A 16,583-nucleotide genomic window follows, 5' to 3' on the forward strand; every position below is an offset into this window, starting at 1 on the left:
CGACCATAAATAATGATCCATGTGCAAGATTGATAACCCCCATAACCCCGAAAATCAGGGTCAGGCCGGCTGCCATCAAAAACAGCATAACGCCGAATTGTAACCCGTTGAGTAACTGCTCAATTAAAAGTGCAGAAGACAAAACCGCGTCCGATCTGTTGATTGGTTCTCATAAAAATATCTTTGAAAAAAGTCGTCTATGCCGCCCGAAGACCTGTTATGGCAACAGTCCGGCCGGTACTGAAGACAGTCTGAGCGAAAAGCAGCGACAGTTCACACTGTCGCTGCATCCGGTTGCATCAGAGCTTGCAGTCTTTTGCATAGTTGTCCTGATGATCGGTAAAGCTTGTTGCTACGATCTTATTGGTCAGGACGCCGTCTTCCTTGATCACTTCGCGCATATAAATATCCTGAATAGGATGGTTATTATTGCCGAATTTGAACTTGCCGCGAACAGATTTGAAATCCGCCGCTTTCATTGCTGCGCGGAAAGCGTCTTTGTCATTCACACTTGCTTTGGCGGCAGCGGACAGGATCAGGTTGGCTGCATCATAGCCCTGTGTTGCATAGAGCGAAGGCAAGCGGCCATATTCTTTTTTGAAGGCCTCGACATAGGCTTTATTGGCTTCATTATCGAGATCTTTTGACCAGTGGGAGGAGTTCTTCACACCCACAGCCGCATCACCGATTGCGCCGAGCACATCCTGATCGAAGGAGAAGCCAGGGCCGGTTACCGGAATGGTCATGCCCGACTGTGAATATTGCTTCATGAAAGCAATGCCCATGCCGCCCGGCAGGAAGAAATATACGGAATCGGCGCCGGAAGCCCGGATCTGAGCAATCTCGGCGGCATAATCGGTCTGGCCGACTTTGGTGTAAATTTCACCGGCCAGTTTGCCTTTATAAAACCGCTTGTAACCGGTCAGAGCATCGGTGCCTGCCGGATAGTTCGGTGCCAGAATAAAGCTGTTTTTATAGCCTGCGGTATTGGCATAGTTGCCGACAGCTTCATGCAGATTATCATTCTGATAGGCAGCATTAAAGTAATTGGCATTGCATTTGGCACCGGCCAGCGCAGACGGGCCCGCATTGGTGGAAACATAGATTTTATCCTGCGCGACAACGCTTGGCACTACGGCCATTGCAAGATTGGACCAGACGATACCGGTCAGAATATCAACCTTATCGCTCTGCACCATTTTATCAGCAATCTGCACAGCAAGTTCAGGCTTTTGTGCATCATCTTCAACGATAACGCTGACATCTTTATTGCCGGATTGTTTGACCGCCAGCAGAAAACCGTCACGTATATCAATGCCGAGTCCGGCACCGCCGCCGGAAAGCGTTGTGATCATGCCGATTTTCAGAGGTTCAGCCATTGCAGAACCGGAAAATGCCAGCCCCAGACCAAGACAGGCCGTTGATAAGCCAAGAGTAATTCGTTTCATCAGTGTTCCCTCGCGATTATTGTTATTATGCAGTTCAATAATAAAATGCCATTACTTACAAGCCCGCTTTTGCTTCTCCCTCCGCTTTTGCCATTTCCGAAGCAAAATTAAGCCTGTATCCTTATAAACAGAGTAATCTGCGCGTCAGCACATGGTCTGCGTCTGCCAGACCGTCGATGATATTCATATGATGTTTATGCGGTTCCGCCACTTCATCGATTGAGAGATCAAAACCGCTCCACAAATTAGCCAATGCCTTATTTTGCCGGATAAATTCCGGCAATTCCGCCGCGCCAACCCATGCTGTCACATCAATACCGTTCAGAGGCTCAAGCAAAGCCGGACTTTCCTTGCGCGCCTGTTCCAGATCAAGCCTGAAATCATCATTCATTTTCAGATTCAGCAAGGGTCGCAAATCACTTAGCGCCGAGATCGGCACGATTTTGCGCAAACGCTGTTGCAGGCTGCGGCTCAGGGGGGTCGTAACCGTTCCCATCCGCGCAACCAGATGCCCGCCCGCAGAATGCCCTGTCAGATGTAACGGGCCTGCAACCATTGATGCGGCCTGCACAATCGCCATACCAATTTCAGTAGTAATTTCACCGATCTTCGCTTGCGGACAAAGTGTATAAGACGGGATCGCTACGGCAAAACCATGCGCTGCGGCACCGGCAGCAAGATAAGTGAAATAAGACTTATCAAAGCGCACCCAATAGCCGCCATGCACGAACACAACCAGCCCGCGCGGCTGCCCCTGCGGCATCACAATATCCAGAAGATTACGCTCTTCCGACCCATAGCGTACATCGGCGATCAACCGGTTCTGCGCCTGCATCTGCTCACGAAAACTTTGTGATTTTTGCTGCCCTTGCGGAGGAAATTGCGCAGAATTCGGGACATGCAGCACATTCGAATAGGCCAGATCCCAGTCTTTATTGGCTGGGCTATCCGGTTCAGCGGGCGCGGTTTTTAAAACCGGTTCTGCCGCTCTGATCTGCATTCCCCGTTCCTCCGTCATGACTGCCTCTCAAATATCTCCATAATTAAAAAATAATTTCAAGCATGAAATTTCATACTTGAAATTATTTTTGTAAGTGACACCATAAAAGAAATCAGCCGCCCTGCGAATGCAGAAAATCTTTGCAGGCGGCAACGGAGTGAGACCATGAAAAGTGCCGAAAATCAGCAGCAAACAGTGGCAGGCGGGCGTGCTTCCGATAAGCAGAGCCTGCGCAACTGGCTGAAACTTCTCAAATCGACAAAGCATGTTGAAGCAGTGATCCGCGAAAAGCTGCGTCAGGAATTCGATACGACCCTGCCCCGTTTCGACGTGATGGCAGCGCTGTATCGGTTTGAAGGCGGCCTCAAAATGACTGAATTATCTGCGGCCTTGCGGGTTTCCAACGGCAATGTCACCGGCATTGTTGAACGGCTGGACAGCGACGGTTCCGTTTTGCGGGTTCCGGTTGCGGGCGACAAACGTGCCATGCTGGTGCGCCTCACCCAAAAGGGGCGCGAAGAGTTTGAAGCCATGGCTGCCGCCCATGAGCATTGGATCAGCGAGATTTTCAGCGTGCTGTCACCGGCACAATCGGCAGAACTGGTCACGGTTATCGATACAATCGAACATGCGCTGGCCTTGCAGGACGAGCACGATCATCTGGCTTAACCGGCATCATACCATTCGAAAAATCAGGATATCCGTTACGAAAAACACACATCATCTGCCGCCATTTTTTAAAAAATAACGACGCGGGCAAAAGCTCGCAGGGGAACAAAAAATGCTTGGACCAACGGCGCATACAGACCATTTTACCAGAAATAACCTGCCTCCGGTTGAGGACTGGCCGGAACTGTTATCCGGCGACATCACCTATCCCGAATGGCTCAATGCCGGCTATGAACTTTCCGATGCCATGGTGGAAAAAGGGTTCGGCGACCATACAGCGCTGATCGGCAACGGACGGCGGCGCACCTATAAGGAACTCACCGACTGGAGCAACCGCATTGCCCATGTGCTGGTTGAAGATTACGGTGTGCAGCCGGGCAATCGCATATTGATCCGTTCTGCCAATAATCCGGCCATGGTTGCCTGCTGGCTGGCCGCCACCAAAGCCGGCGCGGTCGTGGTCAATTCCATGCCGATGTTGCGCCCTGATGAACTGACAAAAATCGTCAATAAAGCAGAAATCTCGCTGGCGCTGTGTGACACGCGACTGCTGGAAGATTTGCAGATTTGCGCGGCAAAAAGCCCGTTTCTTAAAACAGTAATCGGTTTTGACGGCACCGCCAATCATGATGCGGAACTTGACCATGCGGCACTCAACAAGCCGGTGCGTTTTGATGCGGTAAAAACCGGACGCGATGATGTGGCACTGTTGGGCTTTACCTCCGGCACAACCGGTGAGCCGAAGGCCACCATGCATTTTCACCGTGATCTGCTGCTGATTGCCGATACTTATGCAAGGGAAGTGCTGAATGTGCAGCCGGATGATATTTTTGTCGGCTCACCGCCACTTGCTTTCACCTTTGGTCTGGGCGGGCTGGCCATTTTCCCGCTGCGCTTCGGTGCAGCGGCAGCGCTGCTTGAACAGGCAACACCGCCCAAAATGATCGAGCTGATTGAAACCTATAAGGCGACCATCAGCTTTACAGCTCCGACAGCCTATCGGGTGATGTTGCAGGCAATGAATGAAGGTGCCGACCTGTCATCCTTGCGCATTGCGGTTTCAGCAGGGGAAACCCTGCCCGCCCCGATTTATGAGGCATGGATAGAGAAGACCGGTAAACCGATGCTGGACGGGATCGGCGCGACCGAAATGTTGCATATTTTTATCAGCAACCGTCTGGGCGATTCCGGACCCGGCCGCACAGGCAAGCCCGTTACCGGTTATCAGGCCAAAATCGTTGATGAAAATATGCAGGAAATGCCGCGCGGGGAAATCGGCCGCTTAGCGGTGCGTGGCCCCACCGGCTGCCGCTACCTCGCGGATACACGCCAGAAGGCCTATGTGCGCGATGGCTGGAACCTGACCGGCGACAGTTTCTTTCAGGATGCGGACGGCTATTTCCACTTTGCCGCCCGTGCAGATGATATGATTATTTCTGCCGGTTATAATATCGCAGGCCCCGAGGTTGAGGCCGCCCTCCTCGCCCATGCAGATGTGCAGGAATGCGCGGTCATCGGCGTGAATGATGAAGAACGCGGCCAGATTGTTGAGGCGCATATTGTGCTTCGCAACGGTGCTCAGCCATCTTCTGAAACGGTCAAAGCCTTGCAGGATCACGTTAAAAAGCTGATCGCGCCTTATAAATATCCCCGCTCTGTCCGTTTTGTCGACGCGCTGCCGAAAACCGTTACCGGCAAAATCCAACGCTTCATGCTGCGTAAGCAAGGCTGAGCGCATCATGCAAATTTATCACTTGACCAAATCCATTCCATCCATATGTTTTAAGTATAAAATAAATTGTGCGCCGGTACCCGATACCACCGCGCATCATAAAAATGACTGTGGCCGTATAGCGGGAAACAGAGCATTCAAGGGGAGAATTTGACCATGCGTATCGTTTGTATCGGTGGAGGTCCAGCCGGACTGTATTTTGCCCTGTTGATGAAAAAGAACCATCCCGAGCATCACATCCGCGTGGTCGAGCGCAACAAACCCTATGACACATTCGGCTGGGGCGTCGTGTTTTCCGATGCAACGATGGAAGCGATGAAAGTCTGGGATGAAACCAGTGCGGCAGAAATTCAGGATGCATTTAACCATTGGGACGATATTGAAGTGCTGTTCAAAGGCACACGCCAGCGCACAAGCGGTCATGGCTTTGTCGGTATCGGTCGCAAAAAACTGCTGAATATTCTGCAAAAACGCTGCGAAGATCTGGGCGTTGAGCTGATATTTGAAACCGATGTGGATGCAGATACGCAATATCCCGATGCTGATCTGATTATCGCCTCTGACGGGCTGAATTCCAAAATCCGTCACCGCTATGCCGATATATTCGAGCCGGATATGATCGTGCGGCCAAACCGTTATATCTGGCTTGGTACCAATAAGCTCTTTGATGCTTTCACCTTTGATTTCCGCAAGACGGATCATGGCTGGTTTCAGGCGCATATTTACAAATTCGATGACAAGACCTCGACTTTCATTATCGAAACCACAGAAGAAGCCTATCAGGCGCATGGTCTTGATGAGATGTCACAGCAGGATTCCATCTCTTTCTGCGAAAATCTTTTCTCGGAAGTGCTGGAAGGCGCACCGCTGATGACCAATGCGCGGCATTTGCGCGGCTCGGCATGGCTGAATTTCAATCGGCTGATCTGTGGCAAGTGGAGCCATTATAACGGTAATTCCCATGTGGTGCTGATGGGCGATGCCGCCCATACGGCTCATTTTGCCATCGGCTCCGGCACCAAACTGGCGATTGATGATGCGATTGAACTGACCAACCAGTTTAACCTGCACGGCCATGATAAGAGCAATATTCCCGCAGCACTGGAAACCTATGAGGAAATCCGCCGTGTAGATGTAGCGCGCATTCAGAATGCCGCGCGCAATGCGATGGAATGGTTTGAGGTGGTTGGCCGGCGCTATGCGGATCATTTTGAGCCGGAACAATTCATGTATTCCATGCTGACACGCTCACAGCGTATCAGCCATGAAAACCTGCGTCTGCGTGATAAAAACTGGTTGCAGGGCTATGAAAACTGGTTTGCCAAAAAGTCAGGCCTGCCGGTAGAGAGTAACAGCAGCACACGCCATGTGCCGCCGATGTTCACGCCCTATCAGCTGCGCGGTGTAACCTTGGCGAACCGTATCGTCATGTCGCCGATGGCGATGTATTCGGCAACCGATGGTCTGATCAATGATTTCCATATGGTGCATCTCGGTTCTCGTGCACTCGGCGGAGCCGGTCTGATCTTTGCGGAAATGACCTGCGTTTCTCCAGATGCGCGCATCACCCCGAATTGTCTGGGACTGTGGAACGAAGAACAGCGCGACGGCTGGAAGCGTCTGGTCGATTTTGTGCATCAAAACAGCGATGCCAAAGTGGCTATTCAGCTGGGTCATGCAGGGCGCAAAGGTGCCACCAAACCCGCTTGGGAAGGCATTGACCAGCCGGTTGATGCAGCGAGCGGCTGGCCGCTGATTTCTGCCTCGGCAGAGCCTTATCTGGTCAATAGCCAGAAGCCGAAGCCTATGACACGCGAAGATATGGATCGGGTAATTGCTGATTTTGTGCGCGCGACTGAACTTGCCGCAAGCACCGGCGCAGACTGGCTGGAACTCCATGCCGCGCATGGCTATCTGCTATCCAGCTTCCTCTCGCCGCTGACCAATCAGCGCGAAGATGAATATGGCGGCAGCCACGCAAATCGTGCGCGTTTTCCGCTGGAAGTGTTCAAGGCCATTCGTGCGGTCTGGCCGCAGGATAAGCCAATTTCGGTGCGCCTCTCCTGCCATGACTGGGCGGAAGGTGGCAATACGCCTGATGATGCAGCGATTTTTGCGCAGATGTTTAAAGATGCCGGTGCCGATCTCATCGACTGTTCATCGGGACAGGTCGTTAAACATGAAAAACCAGTTTATGGCCGTCTGTTCCAGACCCCGTTTTCAGACAAAATCCGCAATGAGATAGGCATCCCGACAATTGCTGTTGGTGCGATATCGGAAGCCGATCACGCCAATTCGGTAATCTCCGCAGGGCGTGCCGATCTTTGCGCCGTGGCCCGCCCACATCTCGCAGACCCCGCTTGGGTATTGCATGAGGCGGCAAAAATCGGGCTGACCTCCGTGCCTTGGCCGAAGCAATATTACTCCGGCAAAACCCAGTATGAAACCAATCTGGCTCGTGAAGCCGCTGCGGCTGCCGCACTGAAATAACCAGAATGAGACCGGATATGAGCAATAATAAATTCCACGGCAGACATGTTTTAATCACCGGCGCAGGCAGCGGTATCGGTGCGGCAATTGCCCGTGACTTTGCTTTGTCCGGTGCCAATGTCACTCTGTCCGGCAGGCGTCATGAGCCCTTGGCGGCACTGGCCGCAGAGCTCGATCAGGCTGCGGGACGCAAAGCCTGTTTTGTCGCCAGCGGTTTTGATGTGACAAATGCGCAGGCGATCAGCACAGGTTTGCAGGCGGCTCAAGCGGCTTTCGGGCCGGTGAGTATTCTCGTCAATAATGCCGGTGAAGCGCCTTCCGCACCCTTTGAAAAAACCAATCTTGAGATGTGGTCGCAGGTGCTTGCAGTTGATCTGACCGGTGTTTTTCAGGTGACGCAGGCTGTGCTGCCGGATCTGAAAACCTATGGCGCAAATGCGCGTATTATCAATATCGCGTCCACGGCAGGGTTGACCGGCTATGCCTATGTCTCGGCCTATTGCGCCGCAAAACATGGTGTTATCGGCCTCACCCGTGCTTTGGCGCTGGAGCTCGCAACAAAGGGCATTACCGTCAATGCCGTGTGTCCAGGTTTTACCGATACGCCGATTATCCGCGAGGCCATTGCACAGATCATGCAAAAAACCGGTCGATCTGAAGCAGAAGCGCTGGCGCATTTTGTAAAAGCCAATCCGCAAAACCGGCTGATTAAACCGGAGGAAGTGGCACACACAGTCTTATGGCTGGCATCTCCTGATGCCGCCTCAATCAACGGACAGGCAATTGCAATTGCCGGTGGCGAGGTATTGGCAGGATGAGCGAACAAACCATCAGCATGAACAGTCATCTGAAAGCTTTTAAAAACTATCAGGCACAGCATTTTCTGTGGGAGGTGAGTGAAGACGGACGCGTTGCCACCCTCACGCTCAACCGCCCTGATCGTAAAAACCCGCTGACCTTTGAAAGCTATGCGGAGCTGCGTGATCTGTTCCGCGATTTGGCCTATGCATCGGATATTCGTGCCGTGGTTGTCACCGGAGCGGGCGGTAATTTCTCTTCCGGCGGCGATGTTTTCGAGATCATCGAGCCTTTGACGAAAATGCCGATGCCGGAACTCTTGGCCTTCACCCGCATGACCGGTGATGTGGTGAAAGCCATGCGCAAATGCCCGCAGCCCGTGATTGCGGCTGTAGACGGTATTTGCGCCGGTGCCGGTGCCATTCTGGCAATGGCCTCAGACCTGCGTCTTGCAACCCATGAGGCGAAAACCGCATTCCTGTTTACCCGTGTCGGTCTTGCCGGTGCGGATATGGGTGCCTGCGGAATCCTGCCCCGCATTATCGGTCAGGGACGTGCGGCGGAGCTGCTTTATACCGGTCGTTTCATGTCGGCCACCGAGGGCAAAGACTGGGGCTTTTACAACCATCTGCATGATGGTGAAAACCTGCTGGCAGAAGCGCAAAAGCTCGCCAAAACCCTCGCTGACGGCCCTTATTTTGCACATGGCATTACCAAAACCATGCTGGCTCAGGAATGGGCGATGGGCATTGATGAAATGATTGAATCTGAAGCGCAGGCGCAGGCCATCTGCATGGCGACACAGGATTTCCGCCGTGCATTTGAAGCCTTTGCCGCCAAACGTCGCCCTGAATTTGAAGGGAACTGAACCATGTCAGATACAGCCTGCCGCGAAGCCCCCATTCATGAACATCTGGAACTGCCGTTTTTTGAGCAGCAGCAACGCGATTTTGCTCAAAAGCTCAATGAATTTGCCGCATCCGGTGTTTTAAAAAACATCGATCATCACGACACAGATGCTGCCTGCCGTAAACTGGTGAAACTGCTTGGGCAAGCAGGACTTCTCGATAGTGTCACCGGCAATAGCGGCAAGACCGAGATTGACTCCCGCTCGGTCTGTCTGGCGCGCGAAACACTGGCATGGCATGACGGGCTGGCGGATTTTGCCTTTGCCATGCAGGGGCTTGGCACCGGCGCGATCGGCCTTGCCGGATCGGATGAGTTAAAACAGCATATTCTGCCAAAAATCTCTTCCGGCGAGTGGTTGTCGGCCTTTGCCCTGTCGGAGAAAGAGGCCGGTTCCGATGTCGCCGCCATGCAATGCGCCGCGACACAGGACGGCGATGATTATATTCTCAATGGCGAGAAAACCTGGATTTCCAATGGCGGCATCGCCGATGTTTACACCGTCTTTGCCCGCACAGGTGAGGCTGCGGGCACACGCGGCATCTCGGCCTTTGTGGTCTATGCCACTGATCCGGGCTTTTCTATTGCCGAGCGGCTTGAAGTGATCGCACCGCATCCGCTCGCTACAATCCGTTTTGAGAATTGCCGTATCCCCGCTTCACGGCGTTTGGGTGCAGGCGGCGAAGGTTTTAAAATTGCCATGCGCACGCTGGATATTTTCCGTGCTTCCGTGGCAGCGGCCGCCCTTGGCTTTGCCCGCCGCGCCTTGGATGAGGCGCTCAACCATGCTCGTAACCGGCAGATATTTGGCGCAACACTCAGCGATCTGCAACTGACACAGGCCGCACTTGGCGATATGGCGACAGAACTGGAGGCAGCAACCCTTCTGACCTACCGCGCCGCATGGCGCCGCGATGTGCAGAAACTACCAACCACCCAGCAGGCGGCAATGGCTAAAATGGCGGCAACAGAATCCGCCCAGATGATTATTGACCGCGCCTTGCAGATGTTTGGCGGACGCGGTGTGCAAAGCGGAGCAATTACCGAAAAGCTCTATCGGGAAATCCGTAGCCTGCGCATTTATGAAGGGGCGACAGAGGTTCAGAAACTGATTATCGCCCGCGAATTGCTGAAAACGGTTTAAAGGGCGGATCATGGCTTTTCACACCACAAGACCGTTGCGGTTCGGCGATTGTGATCCTTCGGGCATCGCTTATTTTCCGTCTTATTTGAATATTCTGATCGGGGTTCTGGAGGACTTCTTCGCCTCAATCGGAGCCGACTGGAAAAGCCTCAATCATGACCGGCAGATCGCAACACCAACCGTGCGGCTTGATCTGACTTTTGTAAAACCTGGCTTCCATGCTGACCAGCTGGACTTCACGCTCAAAGTCACTGCGGTTGGTGGCAGTTCGCTCTCGCTCGACCATGAAGTGCGCGCCAATGGCGATCTGTTATGGACCGCGAAACACAAGCTCGTCGCCACTTCAAGCACAACTCATAAAGCCCGCGCATGGCCCGATGATATCCGCGCCGCGCTTCTCAATCATCTGGAGACAGTTCATGCATAAGATTTTACAGCCGGATAACTGGGTTGCCCCGATCGGCTATTCCAACGGCATCTCGGCACGCGGACGCACCATTTTTATCGGTGGGCAGATCGGCTGGAATGAACAATGTGAATTCGAAACCGATGATTTTGTTGAGCAAGTTCACCAGACCCTGAAAAACATCGTCGCCATTCTTGCTGTCGATGGCGCAGGGCCGGAACATATTACCAGCATGACCTGGTATTTCACCGACAAGCAGGAATACAAAGCCAATATGCGCGGCCTTGGTCAGGCCTATCGCGATGTTATCGGCAAGCATTTTCCGGCAATGGCAGCAATGCAGGTGGCAGGGCTGATTGAAGATCGTGCCAAGATCGAGATTCAGGCCACAGCAGTTGTGCCAGACTAAAGTAATTGCCTGAGTAAGCGACTGAAAATCCGGACAGGACATATGATGCACAGCCCTTCTGACACGCAGCAGCCGATCAGTTTTTCATCTGCCGTTACCGGTGTGGTGCAAGATGGTGTGTTGCATCTCACTCTGGCAAACCCGCCGGTGAATGCGATTTCAGCCGCCATCCGCGAGGGGCTGATGCAGGCGCTGGATTTGGCAGAGAACTCTCCCGAGATCCGTGCCCTCACTTTGCGCGGTGAAGGCAAATTCTTTGCCGCCGGTGCAGATATCAAAGAATTTGATCTGCCGCCGAGCGAGCCAACTTTGCCACAGGTGACAGCACGGATTGAAGCATCCGCTAAGCCGGTAATTGCCGCCATTAATGGTGCAGCCCTTGGCGGCGGTTGCGAGATTATGCTCGCCTGCCATTACCGGCTGGCTGTTGAGAAAGCCAAGTTCGGCCTGCCGGAAGTGAAACTTGGGCTTGTACCGGGTGCGGGCGGCACCCAGCGTCTGCCACGACTGACCGGCCTTGATGCCGCAATCGACATGATCGCATCAGGCAAAACTATTTCCGCACAGGAAGCACTGCAGAATGGCCTGATTGATGAAATCGCAACAGCTGAGAACCTGACTGATGCTGCACAAAAGGCAGCACAGCACCATACGGGCAAAGAACCCCGCCGTACATTGGCCTTGTCTGTTCAACCTGCAAACACTGAACAGACAGCGGCAAAAATTCTTGCCAAAGCGCGCGGGCGTCTCGCCCCTTCCGAGGCGGTGCGTCTGGTATCACTGGCGGCAACACTCTCTGCCGAACAAGCTTTGGCCGAAGAACGCGCCACATTTCTACGCCTTCGTGAAAGCGATGAAGCCAAAGCCTTGCGGCATGTGTTTTTCGCCGAACGCGAAGCCGGAAAGCATGATCTGCCTGCCGGTACGGTACCACGACCGGTTACTACAATCGGCATTGCCGGCACCGGTATGATGGGCTCGGCAATTGCGGTTGCGGCCCTTGCCGCTGGCTATCAGATTATCGGCTATGAGCCGACACAGGAAGCGGCAGATGCCGGTCTTACCCGCATCACAGCACTGCTGGACAAGCAGTTTCAGTCCGGCCGCCTCAGTGAACAGGCGCTAGAACAGCAGCGAGCAAATTGCACAGTCAGTGTTGATCTCAACGCGCTTGCCGGTGCTGATCTGGTGATTGAAGCAGTGTTTGATGATTTTGAGGTTAAATCAGAACTGTTTCGCCGTCTGTCCGGCGTTTTGCGTGGCGATGCCATTGTCGCCACCAATACCAGCTATCTCAATCCTGATGAATTAGCACAGCAAATCAGCAATCCGTCGCGGGTTGTCGGCATGCATTTCTTCTCACCGGCGCATATTATGCGGCTGCTGGAAGTGGTAAATTGTGCAGAAACAGCGCCCGATGTACTGGCAACCACGCTTGAACTTGCCAAAAAACTAAACAAGCTGGCCATTGTCTGCGGCGTTTGTGAAGGCTTTATCGGCAACCGGATTTTCTCTGCCTATCGCCGCGAGGCCGAGTTCATACTCGAGCAAGGTGCATGGCCGCATGAGATTGATGCGGCGCTGGAGCATTACGGCTTTCCCATGGGGCTGTTTGCGGTCTGCGATATGGCGGGACTGGAGATTGCCTGGGCAAAACGCAAGCGTCAGGCGGCAACGCGCAACCCTGATGAGCCTTATTGCAATATTCCCGACCGTCTCTGCGAGGCAGGCCGTTTCGGGCAAAAGAGCGGTAAAGGCTGGTATATTTATAGTGACGGCAAGCGACAGACCGATCCGGATGTCACCGCGATTATCGAAGCGGCACGGCTTGAAAAAAACATTACGCCGCGCCCCTTCACACCGGATGAAATCATCCGTCAGCTTTTAAAGGCAATGGCCAATGAAGGTGAACAACTGTTGCGCGAGGGTATTGCAGCGCGCAGCGGCGATATCGATCTGGTGCTGATTAACGGCTATGGCTTTCCCGCCAACAAAGGCGGGCCGATGTTTGCTGCACAAAACCATAAGGAACACTAATATGAGCGAAGCCTATATTATCGGCGGTGTGCGCACGCCAATCGGCCGTTATGGCGGCGCACTCTCATCGGTGCGGCCTGATGATATGGCAGCGCATACTATCCGTGAGGCGCTCGCGCGTTTTCCGTCTTTGAGCGCAGAGATGATTGATGAAGTGGTATTCGGCTGCGCCAATCAGGCCGGTGAAGACAACCGCAATGTCGCACGGATGGCAGTCTTGCTCTCCGGTCTTGGTGAAACGGTACCTGCAACAACGATTAACCGTCTTTGCGGCTCCGGTCTGGATGCCGTGGGCTATGCGGCGCGTGCAGTTAAACTCGGTGAGGCTGATATTATCATCGCCGGTGGTGTTGAGAGCATGTCACGCGCACCATTTGTGATGCCCAAAGCCGATGCAGCGTTTCAACGGCAGAATGCGGTCTATGACACGACTATCGGCTGGCGCTTTATCAATCCGCAGCTCGACAAAAATTACGGCAGTGAATCCATGCCGGAAACCGCTGAAAATCTCAGCGCTGATTATAATATCAGCCGCGCAGATCAGGATGCATTCGCGTTACTGAGCCAGCAGCGTGCGGCAGCAGCCATGCATAGCGGACGTCTGGCACAGGAAATTGTACCTTACACAATTGCAGCGCGCAAAGGCACCAGCACGATTGTTGCTCAGGATGAGCAGCCGCGCGAAACTTCACTAGAGAAACTGGCCGCGCTTGATACGCCGTTTCGACGCGGCGGCACGATCACCGCAGGCAATGCTTCAAGCGTGAATGACGGTGCGGCAGCGGTTGTTATCGCCTCCAAACAGGCGGTTGAGCGCTACGGCCTGACACCACTGGCACGGATCAGCGGCATGGCGACCGCAGGTGTTGCGCCACGCATTATGGGCATCGGCCCTGTGCCTGCCACGCAAAAACTGCTGCAGCGCCACGGTCTGAACATGACCGATATCGGTCTGGTTGAGCTGAATGAGGCTTTTGCCGCACAGGCTCTGGCCTGTATGCGTCAGCTCGGGCTGGATGATGATGCAGCGCATGTCAATCCGAATGGCGGCGCAATTGCGCTTGGCCATCCGCTGGGCATGTCCGGTGCAAGGCTGGCTTTAACTTCTGCCATTGAGTTGCAGGCACGAGGTACAAAGCACGCTTTGGCAACCATGTGTGTAGGTGTCGGTCAGGGCATATCCATGCTGTTCAGCCAGCCCTGAAGACTTAATTACATCTGACTGGCCATTCCGGCATTCTGAAAATATTCCGAAGCCTGTGTGAGGCAAAAATCTGCTGAAATTTAAAAAAGAACTTTTTTGCCACACTCAGGACTTTGTGAAACAAATTTTACATTTTTGCACTTGGCAAAACCGATTGCTCATTTATTGTGCCAATATCTGAAACACTGGCAAGAGGTATGAGATGCGTGTCTATCCATTTCCGTCGGTGCCCGGTGTTCGCGCGGGTGCTCCCAGACTTTAAGTCTTTGGCCCGTGCTACAGGCCAAGGCCTGTCCGCCCTCCCTGAAAGGGCGCTTTTCTAAAACTCTTCTTTTTTTGCCGCAACACTCAGCTGTTGTTTGTTTTGTCTTCGTTTTCAAGCATTGTCCGATGCATCGAAGCAGGGTCAGAAATCAATCCGGTGAACTGATTTCCCTGCAAAGCCGCTTCGCACTTTTGCTGAAAATGTTTTTAAAGGACCAGAATCCGACTCTGCGCGGGCTGGTATGATTCATATGACCCGGTTTCGCATAAATTTCCGTGGGCCTGCCTTCCGCAATGTCCTCGGCTACACTTTCGGCCACTGGCGAAGTCAGCCTCTGCGGCTGACACTGATGATAATTGGTATGCTGCTTGCAACAGCCGCAGATGTTCTGACGCCGCTCTATTCCGGACGGCTTGTTGACGCGCTTTCGCTGAGCGGCGACAGCGCATGGTCTGCCGCAGTTGAGGCACTCATCGTTCTGCTGGCGCTTGGCGCACTGGCACTGATTACACGTCAGCTGACCTTCTATGTCATCACCGATTTCACGCTGAAAATCATGAGCGACATGGCGGCCAGTTCGTTCCGTAAATTGCAGCGCTTCTCCACCGACTGGCATGCCAATGCCTTTGCCGGATCAACTGTGCGCAAAGTCTCGCGTGCAATGTGGGCAATGGATCTGCTGAATGATACGCTGATTATTGCATTGCTGCCATCGCTGCTGATGCTGGTCGGTTCGGTTGCACTGCTGGCCTGGTACTGGCCGCTCATGGGTGTGCTGGTTGCAATCGGCTCAGTGCTGTTCATTGTTTGCACGATCGTGATTTCGCTCGGCTTTGTCGCGCCTGCGGCAACATTGGCCAATAGCTGGGATACACGCATGGGCGGCGCGCTGGCCGATGCCATTTCGTGCAATGCTGTTGTGAAAGCCTTTGGTGCTGAAAAGCGTGAGGATGCACGACTTGCAAAAGTTGTCACCAAATGGCGCAGCCGTACACGTCGCACATGGCTGATCGGAACTCTGAACGGTTTCATTCAGGGGGCTAATCTGCTGATTATGCGCGGTGTTGTCATTGCTTTTGCGCTTTACTTGTGGAGCCAGGGCAAAGCAACGGCCGGTGATATCACCTTTGTTCTGACAGCATTCTTCATGCTGCAGGGTTATTTGCGTGATGTCGGCATGCATATCCGCAATCTGCAACGCTCGGTGAATGATATGGAGGAGCTGGTGCAGATTGAGGCAGAACCTTACGGGATTGCCGACAAGCCGAATGCACCGGCCATTCAGATCAGCAATGGTGAAATCCGCTTTGACAAGGTGACTTTCCATTACGGCAATCATGAAGCAGCACTCTACCGCGATTTCTCGGTGAAGATTGAAGCCGGTGAACGGGTTGGTCTGGTCGGACATTCCGGTTCGGGCAAGACGACTTTCGTCAAGCTGATCCAGCGTCTCTATGATGTCAGCGGCGGTGCCATTAAGATTGACGGGCAGAATATTGCTCATGTCACGCAGGCATCGCTGCGTTCGCAGATCGCCATTGTGCAGCAGGAACCGATCCTGTTTCACCGGACACTGGCCGAGAATATCGCCTATGCCCGCCCTGGTGCGACACAGGCGGAAGTTGAGGAAGCAGCACGTCTTGCAAGCGCCCATGACTTCATCAGCCGTCTGCCAAAAGGCTATGCGACCCTTGTTGGTGAGCGTGGTGTGAAACTCTCCGGCGGTGAGCGTCAACGTGTGGCGATTGCCCGTGCGTTTCTGGCCAATGCACCGATCCTTATTCTGGATGAGGCAACTTCCAGCCTCGACTCAGAATCGGAAGTGCTGATCCAGCAGGCAATGGAACGGTTGATGATCGGCCGTACAACACTGGTCATTGCACACCGGCTTTCAACGGTGCGTGCACTGGACAGATTGCTGGTCTTTGACAAGGGCAAGGTCCTTGAGGAAGGCGATCATGATGCGCTTATCCGCAAACCGGGCGGTATTTACCGCCGGTTGTTTGAACGGCAGGCACTGGAACTGACCAAAGGGCTGGAAGATGTTCTTCCTGAATAAAAAGCGGGGCCGTCAG

Annotated in this window: 13 protein-coding genes and 1 pseudogene; 11 read left to right on the top strand and 3 right to left on the bottom strand. The window is 53.5% G+C overall.

Going from position 1 to position 16,583, the window contains the following annotated elements; translation table 11 throughout:
* From A918_RS21675 to A918_RS0102670, 3 genes and pseudogenes are all read right to left on the bottom strand, one after another.
* Positions 1-142: pseudogene (locus A918_RS21675) on the bottom strand (branched-chain amino acid ABC transporter permease); the annotation flags it as partial.
* Positions 143-299: 157 nt separating this feature from the next.
* Entirely contained in the window at positions 300-1,448 is a 1,149-nt protein-coding gene (locus A918_RS0102665; protein ID WP_022709560.1) for an ABC transporter substrate-binding protein, read from the bottom strand.
* 121 nt (positions 1,449-1,569) lie between these two features.
* Complete coding sequence (locus A918_RS0102670; protein WP_022709561.1) at positions 1,570-2,448, bottom strand: alpha/beta hydrolase; 879 nt, start codon at positions 2,446-2,448, stop codon at positions 1,570-1,572.
* 165 nt (positions 2,449-2,613) lie between these two features.
* On the opposite strand from A918_RS0102670, the gene A918_RS19235 reads away from it, so the two are divergent.
* The 11 genes from A918_RS19235 to A918_RS0102730 all read left to right on the top strand — a co-directional run bounded on the left by A918_RS19235 (position 2,614) and on the right by A918_RS0102730 (position 16,567).
* Positions 2,614-3,117: a MarR family winged helix-turn-helix transcriptional regulator gene (locus tag A918_RS19235; RefSeq protein WP_022709563.1), complete on the top strand. Its 504-nt coding sequence runs from the start codon at positions 2,614-2,616 to the stop codon at positions 3,115-3,117.
* A gap of 112 nt (positions 3,118-3,229) precedes the next feature.
* Complete coding sequence (locus A918_RS0102685; RefSeq protein ID WP_022709564.1) at positions 3,230-4,849, top strand: AMP-binding protein; 1,620 nt, start codon at positions 3,230-3,232, stop codon at positions 4,847-4,849.
* Positions 4,850-5,005: 156 nt separating this feature from the next.
* Positions 5,006-7,339 (top strand): bifunctional salicylyl-CoA 5-hydroxylase/oxidoreductase, encoded by a 2,334-nt coding sequence (locus A918_RS0102690; protein ID WP_022709565.1) that lies wholly within the window; start codon positions 5,006-5,008, stop codon positions 7,337-7,339.
* A gap of 17 nt (positions 7,340-7,356) precedes the next feature.
* Entirely contained in the window at positions 7,357-8,157 is an 801-nt protein-coding gene (locus A918_RS0102695; protein ID WP_022709566.1) for an SDR family NAD(P)-dependent oxidoreductase, read from the top strand.
* Positions 8,154-9,005: an enoyl-CoA hydratase family protein gene (locus A918_RS0102700; RefSeq protein WP_022709567.1), complete on the top strand. Its 852-nt coding sequence runs from the start codon at positions 8,154-8,156 to the stop codon at positions 9,003-9,005. The genes A918_RS0102695 and A918_RS0102700 overlap by 4 nt, the downstream gene beginning before the upstream one ends.
* Positions 9,006-9,008: 3 nt before the next feature.
* Positions 9,009-10,187 (top strand): acyl-CoA dehydrogenase family protein, encoded by a 1,179-nt coding sequence (locus A918_RS0102705; protein WP_022709568.1) that lies wholly within the window; start codon positions 9,009-9,011, stop codon positions 10,185-10,187.
* 10 nt (positions 10,188-10,197) lie between these two features.
* Positions 10,198-10,614, top strand: a complete 417-nt coding sequence (locus A918_RS0102710) for a thioesterase family protein (RefSeq protein ID WP_022709569.1) — start codon at positions 10,198-10,200, stop codon at positions 10,612-10,614.
* Positions 10,607-11,002, top strand: coding sequence for a RidA family protein (locus A918_RS0102715; protein ID WP_022709570.1), 396 nt, complete (start codon positions 10,607-10,609; stop codon positions 11,000-11,002). Before A918_RS0102710 ends, A918_RS0102715 begins: the two co-directional genes overlap by 8 nt.
* A gap of 42 nt (positions 11,003-11,044) precedes the next feature.
* Positions 11,045-13,039 carry a 3-hydroxyacyl-CoA dehydrogenase NAD-binding domain-containing protein gene (locus tag A918_RS0102720; protein ID WP_022709571.1) on the top strand — a complete coding sequence of 665 codons (1,995 nt, stop codon included), beginning with the start codon at positions 11,045-11,047 and terminating at the stop codon, positions 13,037-13,039.
* Between the two features lies 1 nt (position 13,040).
* Positions 13,041-14,243: a 3-oxoadipyl-CoA thiolase gene (gene pcaF / locus A918_RS0102725; RefSeq protein ID WP_022709572.1), complete on the top strand. Its 1,203-nt coding sequence runs from the start codon at positions 13,041-13,043 to the stop codon at positions 14,241-14,243.
* 515 nt (positions 14,244-14,758) lie between these two features.
* Entirely contained in the window at positions 14,759-16,567 is a 1,809-nt protein-coding gene (locus A918_RS0102730; protein ID WP_028233289.1) for an ABC transporter ATP-binding protein, read from the top strand.
* The last annotated feature ends 16 nt before the right edge of the window (positions 16,568-16,583 follow it).

The organism is Pseudochrobactrum sp. AO18b (assembly GCF_000409565.1).
Taxonomy (GTDB): Bacteria; Pseudomonadota; Alphaproteobacteria; order Rhizobiales; family Rhizobiaceae; genus Pseudochrobactrum; species Pseudochrobactrum saccharolyticum.